The 15,047-nt window shown below is 34.3% G+C and carries 14 protein-coding genes; 2 read left to right on the top strand and 12 right to left on the bottom strand.

What is annotated here, in order from left to right; translation table 11 throughout:
* Position 1 precedes the first annotated feature (1 nt).
* From IQ05_RS04620 to lepA, 5 genes are all read right to left on the bottom strand, one after another.
* Positions 2–1,609, bottom strand: coding sequence for a SulP family inorganic anion transporter (locus tag IQ05_RS04620; RefSeq protein WP_144890425.1), 1,608 nt, complete (start codon positions 1,607–1,609; stop codon positions 2–4).
* Positions 1,610–1,628: 19 nt separating this feature from the next.
* Positions 1,629–3,500: a proton-conducting transporter transmembrane domain-containing protein gene (locus tag IQ05_RS04625; RefSeq protein WP_244289523.1), complete on the bottom strand. Its 1,872-nt coding sequence runs from the start codon at positions 3,498–3,500 to the stop codon at positions 1,629–1,631.
* 1 nt (position 3,501) lies between these two features.
* The gene (locus IQ05_RS04630; protein WP_144890431.1) at positions 3,502–5,994 is read right to left on the bottom strand and encodes a YbcC family protein; all 2,493 of its coding nucleotides are present in this window, start codon (positions 5,992–5,994) and stop codon (positions 3,502–3,504) included.
* A 66-nt stretch (positions 5,995–6,060) separates the two neighbouring features.
* Positions 6,061–6,429: a hypothetical protein gene (locus tag IQ05_RS04635; RefSeq protein WP_144890434.1), complete on the bottom strand. Its 369-nt coding sequence runs from the start codon at positions 6,427–6,429 to the stop codon at positions 6,061–6,063.
* A 62-nt stretch (positions 6,430–6,491) separates the two neighbouring features.
* Positions 6,492–8,288 (bottom strand): translation elongation factor 4, encoded by a 1,797-nt coding sequence (gene lepA, locus IQ05_RS04640; RefSeq protein ID WP_144890437.1) that lies wholly within the window; start codon positions 8,286–8,288, stop codon positions 6,492–6,494.
* Between the two features lie 336 nt (positions 8,289–8,624).
* Here lepA and IQ05_RS04645 point away from each other — a divergent pair, with 336 nt between their 5' ends.
* Entirely contained in the window at positions 8,625–9,263 is a 639-nt protein-coding gene (locus tag IQ05_RS04645) for a pyridoxamine 5'-phosphate oxidase family protein (RefSeq protein WP_144890439.1), read from the top strand.
* A 17-nt stretch (positions 9,264–9,280) separates the two neighbouring features.
* Here the strand turns inward: IQ05_RS04645 and IQ05_RS04650 are convergent, their stop codons facing one another.
* The 5 genes from IQ05_RS04650 to IQ05_RS04670 form a co-directional block, all read right to left on the bottom strand.
* Complete coding sequence (locus IQ05_RS04650; RefSeq protein ID WP_144890442.1) at positions 9,281–9,640, bottom strand: hypothetical protein; 360 nt, start codon at positions 9,638–9,640, stop codon at positions 9,281–9,283.
* A gap of 2 nt (positions 9,641–9,642) precedes the next feature.
* A complete protein-coding gene (locus tag IQ05_RS04655) occupies positions 9,643–10,125 on the bottom strand; it encodes a DoxX family protein (protein ID WP_144890445.1) in 483 nt (160 codons plus the stop codon).
* Positions 10,126–10,200: 75 nt separating this feature from the next.
* The gene (locus tag IQ05_RS04660; RefSeq protein ID WP_144890449.1) at positions 10,201–10,488 is read right to left on the bottom strand and encodes a GIN domain-containing protein; all 288 of its coding nucleotides are present in this window, start codon (positions 10,486–10,488) and stop codon (positions 10,201–10,203) included.
* Positions 10,489–10,494: 6 nt separating this feature from the next.
* Positions 10,495–10,866 carry a hypothetical protein gene (locus IQ05_RS04665; RefSeq protein WP_144890452.1) on the bottom strand — a complete coding sequence of 124 codons (372 nt, stop codon included), beginning with the start codon at positions 10,864–10,866 and terminating at the stop codon, positions 10,495–10,497.
* Positions 10,867–10,945: 79 nt separating this feature from the next.
* Positions 10,946–12,190: a helix-turn-helix domain-containing protein gene (locus IQ05_RS04670; RefSeq protein ID WP_144890455.1), complete on the bottom strand. Its 1,245-nt coding sequence runs from the start codon at positions 12,188–12,190 to the stop codon at positions 10,946–10,948.
* A 140-nt stretch (positions 12,191–12,330) separates the two neighbouring features.
* Between IQ05_RS04670 and dusB the strand changes: the two genes are divergently transcribed.
* On the top strand, positions 12,331–13,326 hold the full coding sequence (gene dusB, locus IQ05_RS04675) for a tRNA dihydrouridine synthase DusB (protein ID WP_144890531.1): 996 nt from the start codon (positions 12,331–12,333) through the stop codon (positions 13,324–13,326).
* A gap of 112 nt (positions 13,327–13,438) precedes the next feature.
* Here dusB and IQ05_RS04680 read toward each other — a convergent pair whose 3' ends face one another.
* On the bottom strand, positions 13,439–14,638 hold the full coding sequence (locus IQ05_RS04680) for an ABC transporter permease (RefSeq protein ID WP_144890458.1): 1,200 nt from the start codon (positions 14,636–14,638) through the stop codon (positions 13,439–13,441).
* A 3-nt stretch (positions 14,639–14,641) separates the two neighbouring features.
* Positions 14,642–15,034 carry a 30S ribosome-binding factor RbfA gene (gene rbfA, locus IQ05_RS04685; protein ID WP_086453295.1) on the bottom strand — a complete coding sequence of 131 codons (393 nt, stop codon included), beginning with the start codon at positions 15,032–15,034 and terminating at the stop codon, positions 14,642–14,644.
* Positions 15,035–15,047 lie beyond the last annotated feature (13 nt).

A 15,047-nucleotide genomic window follows, 5' to 3' on the forward strand; every position in this document is an offset into this window, starting at 1 on the left:
GTTAATTTATAAAATTTAAATTTTTTCTGGAAGATTTTGGGTGAGCAGAAAAAGCAGTATGATTTTCTAATCCTACAATGGTTACTTTTCCTCCATTCGATTCATAATCATGAACAAAATGTTCTAAGTTTTCCATAACAGAATTGTCTACAAGCTTAGTATTTTTCAAGTCGATAGTAACATTAAATCCATATGGAATTTCTTCTAATTTTCTTTTAATTCCTAAGAAATTAGTAAAAATTGCAGCTTTACTAATCGTTACTAAATAGTCATTTCCTTCGAAAGCTACTTCAGTTGGTGCTTTGAAAAATGATGAAATTGGAGTTCCGTGTAATAAGTGAATAATCATGTTTAAAACCATACCGGCAGCAATACCCACTAATAAATCTTCAAACAAAGTAAAGAAAATAGTCACTAAAAATATAGCTAATTGTTCTTTTCCTATTTCAAATGTATGAATGAATTCTTTTGGATGTGCTAATTTTATTCCAACAGTAACTAACATCGCTGCTAATGCGGCATTCGGAATCATTTCTAATAATGGTGAAGCGACTAATAAAAATGCTAAAATGAAAAAACCATGAAAGAAATTCGCCCAACGTGTTTTTCCACCATTGTTTACATTTGAAGAACTACGTGCTACTTCAGCAATCATTGGTAAACCACCTAAAAATGCAGCAAAAACATTTCCTATTCCAACCGCAATTAAATCTTTATTGGTATTCGATTTTCTTTTGAATGGATCCGTTAAATCAATTGCTTTTACAGTTAATAAACTTTCTAGGGTTCCAACCAAAGCAAACATAATCACGAATTTGATAAAAGTTCCTGTTTGCGAAATACCAGCAAAACTAGCATTGAAATTAATGTTGTCTACTAAATTTCCAATTTTCACCAAAGAATAAGCGGGTTCAGTATGTGCGAAATCCATATATAACTCTGCTGGAATAGCAAACAATAAAACTACAAGCGGTGCTGGAAACATTTTGATGTACTTGTTTTTGATGTATGGCCAGCCTAACATAATGGATAAACTTACCACGCCAATAATAGTCGCTTTATAGTCTAAATTCATAATGAAATTCGGAATATTAGCTAGTAATTCCAATGGACCTTTTCCTTTTGCAAGTGTTGGATTATCGTTTAATAGTACTGGAATTTGTTTAGCAATAATAATGATTCCAATGGCGGCTAACATACCATGAATGGCTGAAAGCGGGAAAAAATCGGCAAGTTTTCCAAGTTTTAAAACGCCAAATAAAATTTGAACTAAACCAGCAATAACCATTGCGCCTAAGGCTAATTTCCAACCTAAAACATTATCACCATGACCAAATTCTGCTACTGCTCCGGCTACAATTACAATTAATCCTGCTGCTGGTCCTTTTATTGTTAATCGTGAACCTGAAATTAAGCTCACCAACAAACCACCGATAATAGCGGTAATTAAACCCATAATAGGCGGAAAATCGGAGGCTTTTGCAATTCCTAAACTTAAAGGAAGCGCTAATAAAAACACAATAAAACCAGAAATAGCATCTGCTGAGAAATTTTCTTTTAATCCTGCAATTCCGTCTGCAGGGATATATTTTTTAACTTTTGAGTTCATATTTTTTAAATATTTTTAATTATGATGATTTATAAGGTAATTCGTGATAGGTCTTAATGTGTGTTCCTAAGAAAAGTCTAGTGTAAATTCTAACGCCGGCTATTCCAGAAACCACAAAACTAGTGGCTAATAAAAAAGCTAGTACAACTTGGTGACTTTCAATATGGCTAAACAATAAATCTTCGCCAATAAAGGTGGAAGTAATTGGAAAACCTGTAACGCCAAGTGCTGCTAATAAGAAAAAGAAAGCAAATTTTGGATGTTCATATACGTGTCCAGAATGTTGACTTAATAAAATTCTCTTTTCCATTGTTTTTAATTTCAATAAAGCGATGTAACCAATAGTTCCCGCTATTACAATTCCTATGATATATAAGGATATTTCGTAATAACTTACTTTTTCGTTAAACAAAATGGCTAACACAATCCAGAAATGGTTAAAAACAATTAATAACCAAGCAACAAACGGACTTTTTCTTTCTGAAAAGGCTTTGAAAACGAATACCAATCCGATAGTAGCGAAAACTTCAGGTAAATAATTAGTCACATAACTTGGAATTGAATTCTTGAAATACAAAGTGATGCTTCCAACTAAATACGTGCTCAAAAACAAGAAGAATAGTTTTCTTAGGTTTAAGAAGTTTAACTTATTACCAATTGTGTTTAATGGATTCCAAAGGAAAATTCTAATGATTTTTTCCAAGTGAAATTCGTTTAAACTCAAAACATATAAAGCATTTTCTAATTTTTTAGGAATGATGCTTTTACGTATTTGTTTTGGTACGAAATTGTAAAATTGTTCTCGGATTAAATAACTTACCACAGATGGTGAAACCAATAATTGATAGGTTCTTAAAAACGCATTTCCAGCAATATGAAATAAAGCTAATGTTTCGAATCCCAAAGCTATTTCAATAAATATCAATCCAATTTGTGAAATCGAGCTATAAGCAATTTGACTTTTTACAGACGATTGTACTCTAGCAATTAAAGTGGTAACGATACTTGTGGTTAATCCCATTACGCCGATGGCAATTCGCATAGACGTTTGGTGTTCCCAAAAAGGCATCGTACGTAACATTAAAAAAGCACCTAGATGCACCGAAAGCGAACCATAAAAGATAGCACTTGATGGAGTAGGACCTTCCATTGCTCTTGGTAACCAAGAAGAAAATGGTACTTGAGCCGATTTCACTGCTGCTGCACACGCCAAACATAAGGCAATAAACGAACCAATTAAGGTGTGATTTTGCAAATGTTCGTTGACCAATTCGTAATTGTGTAGTCGGATAAAAGTGATGTTTTCATGAAACAAATGATGACTTGCCCACATTGCTAAAATAATTCCAACGTCACCAATTCTATAGATTGAAAATACTCGGAAAGCATTTTTTACAGGTAAATAACGTTCTCTGTAAAAACCAATAAGTAAAAATGATGAAATTCCGATAATTTCCCAACCGATAAATAAAGTTTCAAAATTCCCTGATAAAATGGCTAAATTATATCCAAAAAAGAAGAATAAAACCGTGATAAAAAAGCGTTTGTATCCTTTTTCTCGATGTAAATAATAGCGACTATATGTTGTTATCATTGAGGTTAATAAAGCACCAATGAATAAATACACCGCAGTTACTTTGTCGAAATAAAAATCGATAAAGAAGTCGTAGTCATTTGTTTTGACTAACGATACTTCGAATAAATTCAAATCTTTGCTGCCGTTAAATATCCAATAGAAAATAAAAACACACAACACTAACAACTGCGCAAAAACCGTTGTAAATGCCGTCCAAGATAGCCAAGACTCTTTCTTTTCTGGAATGAAAAAACTAATCAAAAATCCTACAATAGGAATAATGATAAATACTAATAAAAATTCATTTGTCATCATCTTATTTTAGTAGCGTTATGTTTAAATTTTCCGAACTCGTTATCGCATATTCCAAAGAATTATCGATAGTTTGTATATTAAAAGAAGCGGGTTGGTAAATTTCAAATTCACCATTTACAAAACGATATAGTGTTTTAGTTTCTGGATGCAAGGCAACCAAATTCACCCAATTATTGATAAACCATTCATAGGTTGCGGGAACTTTTGTTATGGCATATTTTACAATTTCAGGAAAATGTTCTACTACAATTAACAAGCGTAATGGATCGTGAACTTCAATCATTTGACTAGGTAAACCTGGTCGTAAATCGCCGTCAATTCCATTCGCAACTCCAATTAATCCCATTACATTATGAGGTAATTTGGAGCCCGCACCGAGTTTATGATTGTCAACTCTTGAGAAATAATATTCTAAATTAATTCCACCACCAACAGGAGCTACGGCATTTAAAATTCCAGCTAAATAGTCGCCTTTTGGATCTACTTCATAATCAAATGAATTCATAAACGAACGTCTGTCTAAAAACACATGGTCCGATACACTTCTTCTTCCTACAATACACATGGCATTTGTAGCATGATTTAATTCAGGTCGAGGTTCAAATAATGAAACCGAACGATTTTTTATTTTCTCGTGTACTTTTGAAATGCTTTCGTTAGAATTAATGGTATCAAACCTTCTAGAGCGTTCTTTGGCATTATTGGCTAAGGCATTTGTGAACGTTTTGCTGTTTTCTTTATGTGAAAAAGTATTTACTACAGAAAGTAATTCTTCATCGTAAAAAACAATTTCGTCTCTAGTTGTATCGTGTAATGCGGGTAAAAACTGTGTGTCGGTAGGAATAACAATACCTCTTTCAGCCAAAATTTCACGAACTTTTACATGATTAGCAGCGAAGCTTAATACTTTCGCGTTCACGCTACTTGGTCTTCCGCTACATGCACCACAATCGTAACCAGCAAAATGAGTATTGTTCACGCTAGTAGCGCCGTGGCCTACTACATAAACTATTGGAGCAAAATTTTCTACCAAACCAATAGTCTTTAAAATACCTTCCACACGATTTGCCATTTCTTCAATAGAAAATCCTACTTGTAAACCGTCTATTTTTTCTTCTGGATTGGTGTTTTCTATTACTAATTTCGACTTTTTATTCAAATGTTTGAAGGAAGCCGAAGTGGCAGGAGACATGCTTGGTTTAAAAATATTTAAAAACAATTTAAACGCTGAGGTATACCCTAATGTTTGAGAAATAAGCCAACCAAATACCAAGGAATGCGATTTTTTATGGTAATGATAATCTTTAGGGCTTTTCTTTTTTCTTGGCAACTCTTTTATTAGAAATTGTGGTGTAACAGGTGCTGGACATAATTTGGTAAAGAACTTTCCATTTACAGGTTGATAGAAAAATTCGAAATTAAAAAATGCCGCAACCCCAAAAGTTTTTACACTTGGTTCTAAAGCTTCAATATGTCTTCTAAACGAACATTCTCTATCGTCCATACAAAAGAAAGCTTGAAATTTTGTGTTTTCTTCTGAGGCTTTTACACTTGTTTTATGTTGCAAACCGGTTAAGGCTTGGTTGTAAAAGGTCCATTCAAAAGCTTCTTGCCAAATAGAAAGTACTTCAAAATATTCTGAATAAGCCGATTGAGAAAACAAGTTTTCGGCTTCAAAAGTGATTTTGGTAATTAAAGGCTCCCAGTTTTCTCCAAATTTTTTATCTAATGCGTCAATTTCTAAAAGCAACTCAAAAGTAACTAGTTCTTTTAAAGTTATTTTTCTTGCATCTAATAACGAAGTGGGATTGCTTTCTAAGGTGGCAATCATACCGCTCCATCCAGGATGAGAAAATTGTTGATCAAAGAGATAATTTTCAAAATACAAACCTTCTCCAACTAAAATTTGAAGTAATTTATAAATTGAAGTGTCTTCTTTTAGTAGCTTTTTGGCTCTTGCCGTTGAAAAGATACTAAAAACACCATTTTTATCTAATTCTTTTATAGAAGCTAAAAACCCGTCCTGATGAACAGGAAATGCCCAAACAGAAATGCCTTGATCTAAATAACTGCATAAGATTCTAAAAAGAATACCGTGAGTAGATTTGTCTAAGTTTATGGCATATTTCTCTTTCCATAGACTTCTAAGTTTTCCAATTTTAGGATAAATGGCTTCGTCGTAATTTTTATGCAGAACATTTTCTTTCCAAGATGAAAAGTTATCTTCTCCTTTTTTCTGATAAATAATTTTATCTAGAATTGCCTCATTTATTTGGTTGTTTTTTAACTTGTTTCTAAAATCAGAAAGCGGTAAAAACGTTTTATAACCAAATATTTCAGATGATTCTTGTAAGGCTGTAAAGAAGTCTTTATCCTGAAAAGCATGTAATGTATTGTGATGCACAAAGTCTTTCAACGGATTTTGTGCAGGTAGAAAATGCGAGAGTTTGTGAAGAGTTGCCTCTTCCACAAATCGCAATGAAGTTAAATTCATTATATTCTAAATTAAGTTAATAACAATAATGTTTTGCTTGTATAGCAAACAGTTATGAATATTGTATTAACTTAAATTAAGCTTCCAGTTACAGAAAAGATCGTATAAAGGAATACTTTTTTGTAGAATACAAAAAAGTGTTTTATTGTAGATTTTTTGATTTTTGGAATATGAAAATAAACCAAAATTTGAACTTATCGAATTGGTATATTTTTCTAAGTCATCACCAAATTCGACATCTTCTTCAATGTCAAAACTGATAAATTCAAAATCATTTTCAATTTCATTTAGATCAGAAAAACTGTATGATTTTGCGTGCTCAACTTTATAATTCTTAAAATTATTACTGACTTTATTTGTATTATTTCCATACGCCAAATTCCCACATGCAAAGTATGTGAGAATTGTGAGTAGGAATAATAATTTTTTAGTCATTGTAATAAGTAGTCGTCAGGCAAAACTATTAAAAAAAAAATTAAAAGAGTATGATTATATTTTTAATCATTCAACTTTAATACGGCCATAAACGCTTCTTGAGGAATTTCAACATTCCCTACCAATCGCATTCTCTTTTTACCTTTTTTCTGTTTTTCTAATAATTTACGTTTACGAGAAATATCTCCTCCGTAACATTTTGCTGTAACGTCTTTACGCAATGCTTTGATCGTTTCACGTGCAATGATTTTAGCGCCAATGGCCGCTTGAATTGGAATATCAAATTGCTGTCTCGGAATCAATTCACGCAATTTCTCACACATTTTTTTACCGATGTTGTAGGCATTACTCTCGTGAATCAAAGCAGACAAAGCATCTACAGATTGCGAGTTCAATAATACATCAAGTCTAACTAATTTCGAAGTACGCATTCCTATTGGAGAGTAGTCAAATGAGGCATACCCTTTAGAAACCGTTTTCAATCTATCGTAAAAGTCAAATACAATCTCGGCTAGTGGCATGTCAAAATTCAATTCAACACGCTCTGTTGTCAAGTAAGTTTGATTGGTAATGACACCACGTTTTTCAATACATAAACTCATTACGTTCCCTACAAAATCAGCTTTAGTGATGATTGTTGCTTTGATAAAAGGCTCCTCTACACGGTCTAAACGTGAAGGTTCCGGTAAATCAGATGGGTTGTTAATGATAAACGGTGTCTCCGGATCTTTTTTGGTATACGCCAAATACGAAACGTTAGGAACCGTGGTAATTACAGTCATGTCAAACTCGCGCTCCAATCGTTCTTGGATAATTTCCATGTGCAACATTCCTAAGAATCCGCATCGGAAACCAAATCCTAAAGCCGCTGAACTCTCAGGCAAAAATACAAGCGAAGCATCGTTCAATTGTAGTTTTTCCATTGAGGCACGCAAATCTTCATAATCCTCTGTATCAACAGGGTAAATACCGGCAAAAACCATTGGTTTTACATCCTCAAAACCCGTAATCATATTCGTTGTTGGCGTTTTTGCATCCGTAAGTGTATCACCTACTTTTACTTCTTTCGCCTCTTTAATTCCAGAAATTAAGTATCCAACATCTCCAGCTGAAATCACTTGTTTTGGCACTTGATTGAGTTTCAAAGTACCTATTTCATCAGCAAAATATTCATTGCCAGTAGCCATGAATTTAATTTTTTGCCCTTTCTTAATTTCACCATTTACTACTCTAAAAATAACCTCAATACCTCTAAACGGGTTGTAATGAGAGTCAAAAATCAAAGCTTGCAAAGGCTCGTGTACATTTCCTTTTGGAGCAGGAATTTTTTCAATAATTGCTGCTAATATATTTTCGACACCAAAACCAGTTTTTCCAGAAGCGTGAATAATATCCTCTAGGTCGCAACCCAACAAGTCAATAATATCATCGCTTACCTCTTCAGGGTTGGCGCTTGGTAAATCTACTTTGTTTAAAACGGGAATAATTTCCAAGTCGTTTTCTAAAGCTAGGTATAAATTTGAGATCGTTTGTGCCTGAATACTCTGCGCTGCATCCACAATCAAAAGCGCACCTTCGCAAGCCGCAATGGATCGGGAAACTTCATACGAAAAATCAACGTGTCCCGGAGTGTCAATTAAATTCAAGATGTATTCCTCACCCTTGTAGGTGTACTCCATCTGAATGGCGTGACTTTTAATAGTAATACCACGTTCACGTTCCAAGTCCATATTGTCAAGCAATTGCGCCTTTTCTTCACGAGCAGTTACAGTTTGTGTAGCACCTAGTAAACGGTCTGCAAGTGTACTTTTCCCGTGATCAATATGTGCAATAATGCAAAAATTCCTTATGTGTTTCATTTTCAGTAAATATCAATAAATTTGCTTGTCAACTTGTGGGCGTGCCGGCAGAAAAAGCCGTCGGGCTATGCGCTATATCTTTTGTGAAGTCCCGATAGCAATCGGGACTTCACAAAAGGATGCCACTGCTATCCCTCACGCAAAACCCCACTAAGAGTCAATTAATTTGCAAATATAGTCTAAAAGTTTTTCATGAGAGATTCAACAATGCCTAATGTTACTGCAATTGAAATTTAATTTTTTAGCAGTTCTCTTTTAGGGTCTTTCTTATTGTATTTTTGCTCGTATTTACAAGAGCATCTTGCAGTTACATTTGAACTTTTACACCAACTATTTATGCCAACTTCAGCACAAGATTCTATTATCATAAACGACACTTCTTACAACTTACAAGAACTAGAAACCCTAGCTTGGAAAAAATTAGTCAACGGTTCAGTCAAGAAAAAAAACGGTTTCCGAACCATGTGCGTTGGTACCATAAATGAAAACAACACCGCCGCTTTACGAATTGTAGTAAACAGAAAAGTTGACGAGGTAAACAAAACCATCTACTTCCACACGGACAATCGCTCCCGAAAATGTTATGATTTACTAAAAGACAATCGCATTTCACTCTTGTTTTACGATGCGCGCCAACGGGTTCAAATTGTAGTGAAAGCGCATGCCACTTTACACACTAATGATGCTTTATCAAATGATCGTTGGAAGGCAACCAGTCCGCAAGCCCGTCTGGGTTATATGACATTGGAACCACCCAACACAAAATCAGACCACCCAACCTTGGGATATGAAGAACGTTTTTCGACCCTAAAGCCCACAGATATTGAAAGCGATCTTTTTCAAGAAAATTTCACGGTTGTTGCTTGTGCCGTCTATGAACTTGAATTTTTATACCTCGACTTTACTGGCAACAGAAAAGCTAATTTCTTTTATGAAAACAGTGTTTTACAAGATAGTTTTTGGGCAGTTCCGTAGTGTAAAATATAGGGAAATTATCTTTTATTGAACTTCGCTTTGTAATGCGTAGTGTCTTTTTCTGAAAAAATCACTCTGCGGTTGTCTTCATTTTCGAATTCTAAACTGTCATTAACCACAAATTTTACTTCTGTAAATTTATACCCGGTAACAAATGTGGTTGTTATTTGATAGGAATTATTGTTAGCATTTAATTTCATTTCGGTAGCTTCACCCCAAGAGAATGGTTTGTCTTTTCCCCGAATGGCTACCTTTTTTACATTTTTCATTTCGGATGCATCCAAAGTAAAAATAACGGTTTTTTGTTCTGTTTTTTGAACGCAATTTGTTAAAAATAAAGAAAGTACAAGTGCTAGTAATATCGTTTTAGTTTTCATAATTAACCTTTGTTTTTAGTTAGTAAATAATCAATTCCAAATCGTCCTGAACCTAGTATTAAAAAGAACATCGCTACCCAAAGAAATCCCATGGCGGCAAGGCAATTCCACAATCCATTTTGGATTTGTTGCATAAATATGGCAACCAGCATGGTACAAATTACTAAGAAAGAAGCAATACGAGTTTGAATTCCAAATAACAGTAGCAATCCGCCAACAGCTTCTGCAAAAGCGCCCATCCAAGCAAAAAAAGCTGGAGCAATGGCAAAAATCCCACCATAATTTGCCACATCACCTGGAAACCAAAAAGCGACTTCAAACAATCCTAAATTAGCATCAACGGGTGACCAGGGCATTCCAAATTTATCGGCTCCAAAGTTAAAAGCCAGCAAGTACCCGCAAACAATTCGCGGAATAGCAATAAATAGATCTTGTGACCAATGTGGTAACAAAATAGGTTTGGTGATTTTGGTAAGTAGTTTCATAATGTTGTATTTTTTGATTTTCTTATTGATATTGAATTTTGCCATTGCCATTGAACTTTGCCATTGCGATTTTCATTAATTAACAATCAGATCTCCATTGCCAGATTTTTTCGAATTAGAATCGAATTGGGCTTTCCCTTTGTTAATGATATCTCCGTTTCCAGTTAATTTTGCAGTAAGTTTTTCACTGACATTGACAGTTAGATTTCCGTTTCCAGTGCTTTTTAAATCGGCTGTTTTAGCAACTAGATTCTGAGCGTTGACATCGCCATTTCCAACTTTAACAATATCTAAATCGTCAATCGTTCCGCTAATTTTACTTTCGCCATTTCCTGTGTTTTCTAATCTAAAATAACGACCCACAACATTTTACACGGTTAAATTACTGTTGCCAACGTTTTTGATGACACTCGCCTCTGGCATCGTGATTTTTATTTTTAGATTGGTGTCTTCAACATACATTTTGTTGTTTTGGTTTCCTTTAAATTGAATTTTTAGTTCTTTATCTGAACCGTTTTCTGAAAAACTCAGGAGACGTTCCAAATTGTCATCGATAGTTATAGCAATGCTCCAAGGTTTGCCAATCTCAACCTCAATAATTCCGTCTAAATCTTCCAAAGAAAGCTTATCGAAATTTTTGTAGTCGTAATTTTTAGTGATCGTTTTTCCTGATCCTTGTAGTTGTGCGTGTGCAAAAGTTGAAGCGAAGACCAACGTTATTGCCAAGATTAATTTTGTCATAATTAGTTTTTTAGTGATTAATAACAGGGCAAAGTTGCGCCATAAATCAGCACCAATCGCTTCAAATTATGATTTGAGACTAACTAAGTAATGTTTTAAAGTGTTGTAAATATAGGATTTGCAGGTTTTTTGTAAATTCTTTTGGTGTTTTGGAGGTATTTTTCTTGAAAGCTCTATTAAAAGTAGCTTTCGAATTAAAGCCGCAATCAAAAGCAATTCCTAGCAAGGTAGATTTTTTGTGTTCGCCATTTGATAAACTGATTTTAACCGCTTCAATTCTAAAATTATTGATGTAATCATTAAAGTTCATTTGAAACCCTTGATTGATCGTTTTGGAAATAACAGAGGCGTTGGTTTCTAATTTTTTTGCCAAATCCGTAAGCGTTAATTCGGGATTTTGATAGAGTTTTTCAGCCTGAATTAAGGTTTCTATTTTAGATTTCCAATGTGCCGTTTCGGGCGAAACAGCTTCTTCAACAGTATCATATTGAATGTCAATACTGATCTCCAGTTCATTTGCACTGCTATTTTCTAACAAAAGAATGGGGTTTTTGTCAAAAAATGACATCTTAAACGGTATCGTAGCATTTGTAGGATTAGAATATCCCGTAATGGCAATGTAATACATCACAATTGAGAAAGAAAGATAAAACCACCAACTACCTTGATACGATTTCATTTCTGGAAAAAAGTATTCAACACCATCAAAAACAAGTGGTAAAAGCAACATCACTAAAAAAGCAATCAAATACGTTTGAATCCATTTAAACAAAACCGAATCGGCATAACTCACCACCTGAAACATCAGTCTTTTGTATACATTGTAATATCGGATACTCAAAATAAAATACACAATCATCGAGAGTAAACCTAATTTTTGATACCATTCCTCAAAGTCTTTGTCCATTCCGTTTTCGTAGAAATAATAATCCCCAAAAATGAATTTGTCGTAAATCCAAATAGCAATAATGTAAATAAGATAAAGCAATCCTGGCAGAATATGTAATGCCTCTTTTTTCGAAAATTTAAATGAAGGATTCAGTAAACTTTGAGTATAAAAAAAGATGATCGGACCTATCCATAAAAGGTGTTGAAAAGGAGTGTAAAATAAAATATCTCGATAGGGTTGATTGTCATACCAGCCTGCAAAACCAAGCATCCACGGTGCAATATAGAGGCTACAAAGAAAAATGAAAAAACTCAACCAATAATTCGATTTATTTTCGGTTTTGATAGCTTTTGCAAGTAACAAAACGCTGTAAACAATTCCTTGAGTAAACGAAATAAGTAAAACGGAACTGTAAAATCCAAAGGTAAAAAGCATCTTGTAGTTTTCGTAAAAATAATTATTTTTTGTAAACTAATGTCAAAATTTTGCAACTACGACTTCTTGTGTCTTAATCTATTGATAGTTCCAAAATTATCGGTCTAATTTTTTTATCTTTGCAAAAAAATAAAAACACCTTGATTAAAATAGGCGACCATATTGTATTACCGGATTTTCCCTTACTTCTTGCTCCAATGGAAGATGTAAGCGATCCTCCGTTTCGTAGATTGTGCAAAATGCATGGTGCTGATATGATGTATTCTGAATTTATTTCTTCTGAAGGATTAATACGTGACGCCATCAAAAGCCGAATGAAATTGGATATTTTTGATTACGAGCGACCTGTGGGAATCCAGATTTTTGGTGGAGATGAAGAAGCAATGGCACTTTCGTCAAAAATTGTTTCTACCGTAAATCCAGATCTTATTGATATCAACTTTGGCTGTCCTGTCAAAAAAGTAGTGTGCAAAGGTGCAGGCGCAGGTGTTTTAAAAGATGTTGACTTAATGATTCGGTTGACCAAAGCAGTGATTGATAGCACGCATTTGCCCGTAACCGTAAAAACGCGTTTGGGTTGGGATGATAACTCTATTAATATTGATGAGGTTGCTGAACGTTTGCAAGACATTGGCGTTGCAGCATTGAGTATACACGCTAGAACGCGTGCCCAAATGTACAAAGGCCACTCCGATTGGTCACACATTGCCCGCGTGAAAAACAATCCTAGAATTACGATGCCTATTTTTGGAAATGGCGACATTGATTCTCCAGAAAAAGCATTACAATATAAAAATGAATACGGCATTGACGGAATCATGATTGGTCGTGCTGCCATTGGTTATCCTTGGATTTTTGACGAAATCAAACATTACTTCAAAACAGGAGAGCATTTAGCTAAACCGACCGTTATTGATAGAGTAGAAGCCGTGCGCAATCACCTTACTTGGGCCATGGACTGGAAAGGAGAACGATTAGGAATTGTTGAAACGCGACCGCATTACACGAATTATTTCAAAGGAATCCATTCTTTTAAAACCCACAAACAAAAATTAGTAACCCTCGATCGTCCAGAAGAGTTATTTGCCGCTTTAGATGAAATTCAGGATGCTTATGCCGGTTATGAGGTGGTTTAGTGACACTATAAACTTAATCTGAGCTATAGGAACAAGCGAAGCAATTCCATTAATCTGCACAAATTAATTCGTGTAAATTGGTGGAATTCGTGTTTTATTTTAAATGGGAAAACTACTCCAACAACCTTTTACTAACCCTACTACTCGCTATCAGTGAAGCAATAAAACCTAGCGATACAATGGTTCCCATCACTATGAGAACATTTTCAAGAGAGAAAACAACGGGATAGGCTAGTGTAGGAGTAATCATAATCAACTGGAAATATTCTTGCAATAAAACAATAATAATCCCAATAGTTAATCCTATAATTCCACCAAAAACACTCAATAAAGTACCTTGAAGTAAGAATATTTTGCGTAAATCTTTTATTTCTGTACCCAGGTTATAAAGTGTTTTTAAATTCCCTTTTTTGTCTAAAATCATCATGATCAAAGCGCCAATTAAGTTAAAAAGTGCCACCACAATCACTAATGTAAATATTAAATACACAGCAATATTCTCAGTGTTTAGCATTTTATAAAGCGCCTCGTTGAGTTGGGCTCGGTTTTTTACCGTTATTTTATGGCTAAAAATGGAGTTTAATTCGGATGTAATTGCCTTTTCATCGGCTGTTTTAGATACTTTAAATTCTATTCCCGAAACTTGATTGGGTTTGTATTCCAGTAATTCTTGGGCTAAACCCAAGTCAGCAAAAACATACTTTGAGTCTAAGTCATCGTTAATATTATAGATGCCTACTGGTATTACATCGGTTTTATTAAAAGCTTGTTCAGGATTTTCAATGGCGCCTTTTCCTGGTTTTGGAACTAAAACTTCCAGTTGATTATTGAAATCCAACAATCCCATGGAGAATTTTTGAGCAATTCCGTAGCCTACAACTACTTGGTACGTATCTGGACTAAGCCATTGCCCATTAAAAAGCTTTTTATCAAGGGCATTTACTTTATTAAAATTGTGGTCCACTCCTTTAAGAGTAGCAACTTCTTGTTTTCCATCAAAAGTAAACAAAACCCGCTCTTCAATAATTTTGGAATAAGAAACAATGCCGTCAATTTTTTTAATCTGCTTTTCCTGACTTGGTAAAACGAAGAAAGATTTACCCAGAGTGCTGCCTATTTTTAAATCAGGATCTATATCATTTGCAAACGAAAGACTAAATACTTTAAGTCCGCTAAACACTGATAAAACCACAAATAAAGCCATGGCACCAACAATAATTCCCAAACTGGCAATCCGATTGATGATGTTAATAGCGTTGTTTTTGCTATTACTTTTAAGGTAACGTTTGGCTATATAAAGCGGAAAATTCAATGGTTATTGAAATCTACGTTTGTCTAATAAATCTCTATTTTCAATAGGATTGTCTCGGTTAGCAAGAGCATTGTCTATTTTTTCAATATAGTCTAAGGAGTCATCAATAAAGAAAACCAAATTTGGAACTTTTCTCAATTGTAATCGTACACGTTGAGACAAGTCATGCTTTATATTCTTCGAATTTGATTTTACAGCCTCGAGAATTTCATTTGCTTTTTCTTGAGGAAATACACTTAAATGCACCGTAGCTACTGATAAATCTGTAGTCACCGTAACCTTGGATACCGAAATGACTAAGTTTGCCAATCCGTTTTTTCTCACTTCACCTTGTAGAATGTCAACCAAATCTTTTTGGATCACCCCACCTATTTTTTTCTGTCTATTTGTTTCCATGCTGCAAAAATAC

It is taken from the genome of Flavobacterium tiangeerense, assembly GCF_007830355.1.
Taxonomy (GTDB): Bacteria; Bacteroidota; Bacteroidia; order Flavobacteriales; family Flavobacteriaceae; genus Flavobacterium; species Flavobacterium tiangeerense.

Coding starts and splice junctions, on each gene's coding strand:
- IQ05_RS04620 (WP_144890425.1), bottom strand. CDS start 1,609: ATGAACTCAAAAGTTAAAAAATATATCCCTGCAGACGGAATTGCAGGA.
- IQ05_RS04625 (WP_244289523.1), bottom strand. CDS start 3,500: ATGATGACAAATGAATTTTTATTAGTATTTATCATTATTCCTATTGTA.
- IQ05_RS04630 (WP_144890431.1), bottom strand. CDS start 5,994: ATGAATTTAACTTCATTGCGATTTGTGGAAGAGGCAACTCTTCACAAA.
- IQ05_RS04635 (WP_144890434.1), bottom strand. CDS start 6,429: ATGACTAAAAAATTATTATTCCTACTCACAATTCTCACATACTTTGCA.
- lepA (WP_144890437.1), bottom strand. CDS start 8,288: ATGAAACACATAAGGAATTTTTGCATTATTGCACATATTGATCACGGG.
- IQ05_RS04645 (WP_144890439.1), top strand. CDS start 8,625: ATGCCAACTTCAGCACAAGATTCTATTATCATAAACGACACTTCTTAC.
- IQ05_RS04650 (WP_144890442.1), bottom strand. CDS start 9,640: ATGAAAACTAAAACGATATTACTAGCACTTGTACTTTCTTTATTTTTA.
- IQ05_RS04655 (WP_144890445.1), bottom strand. CDS start 10,125: ATGAAACTACTTACCAAAATCACCAAACCTATTTTGTTACCACATTGG.
- IQ05_RS04665 (WP_144890452.1), bottom strand. CDS start 10,866: ATGACAAAATTAATCTTGGCAATAACGTTGGTCTTCGCTTCAACTTTT.
- IQ05_RS04670 (WP_144890455.1), bottom strand. CDS start 12,190: ATGCTTTTTACCTTTGGATTTTACAGTTCCGTTTTACTTATTTCGTTT.
- rbfA (WP_086453295.1), bottom strand. CDS start 15,034: ATGGAAACAAATAGACAGAAAAAAATAGGTGGGGTGATCCAAAAAGAT.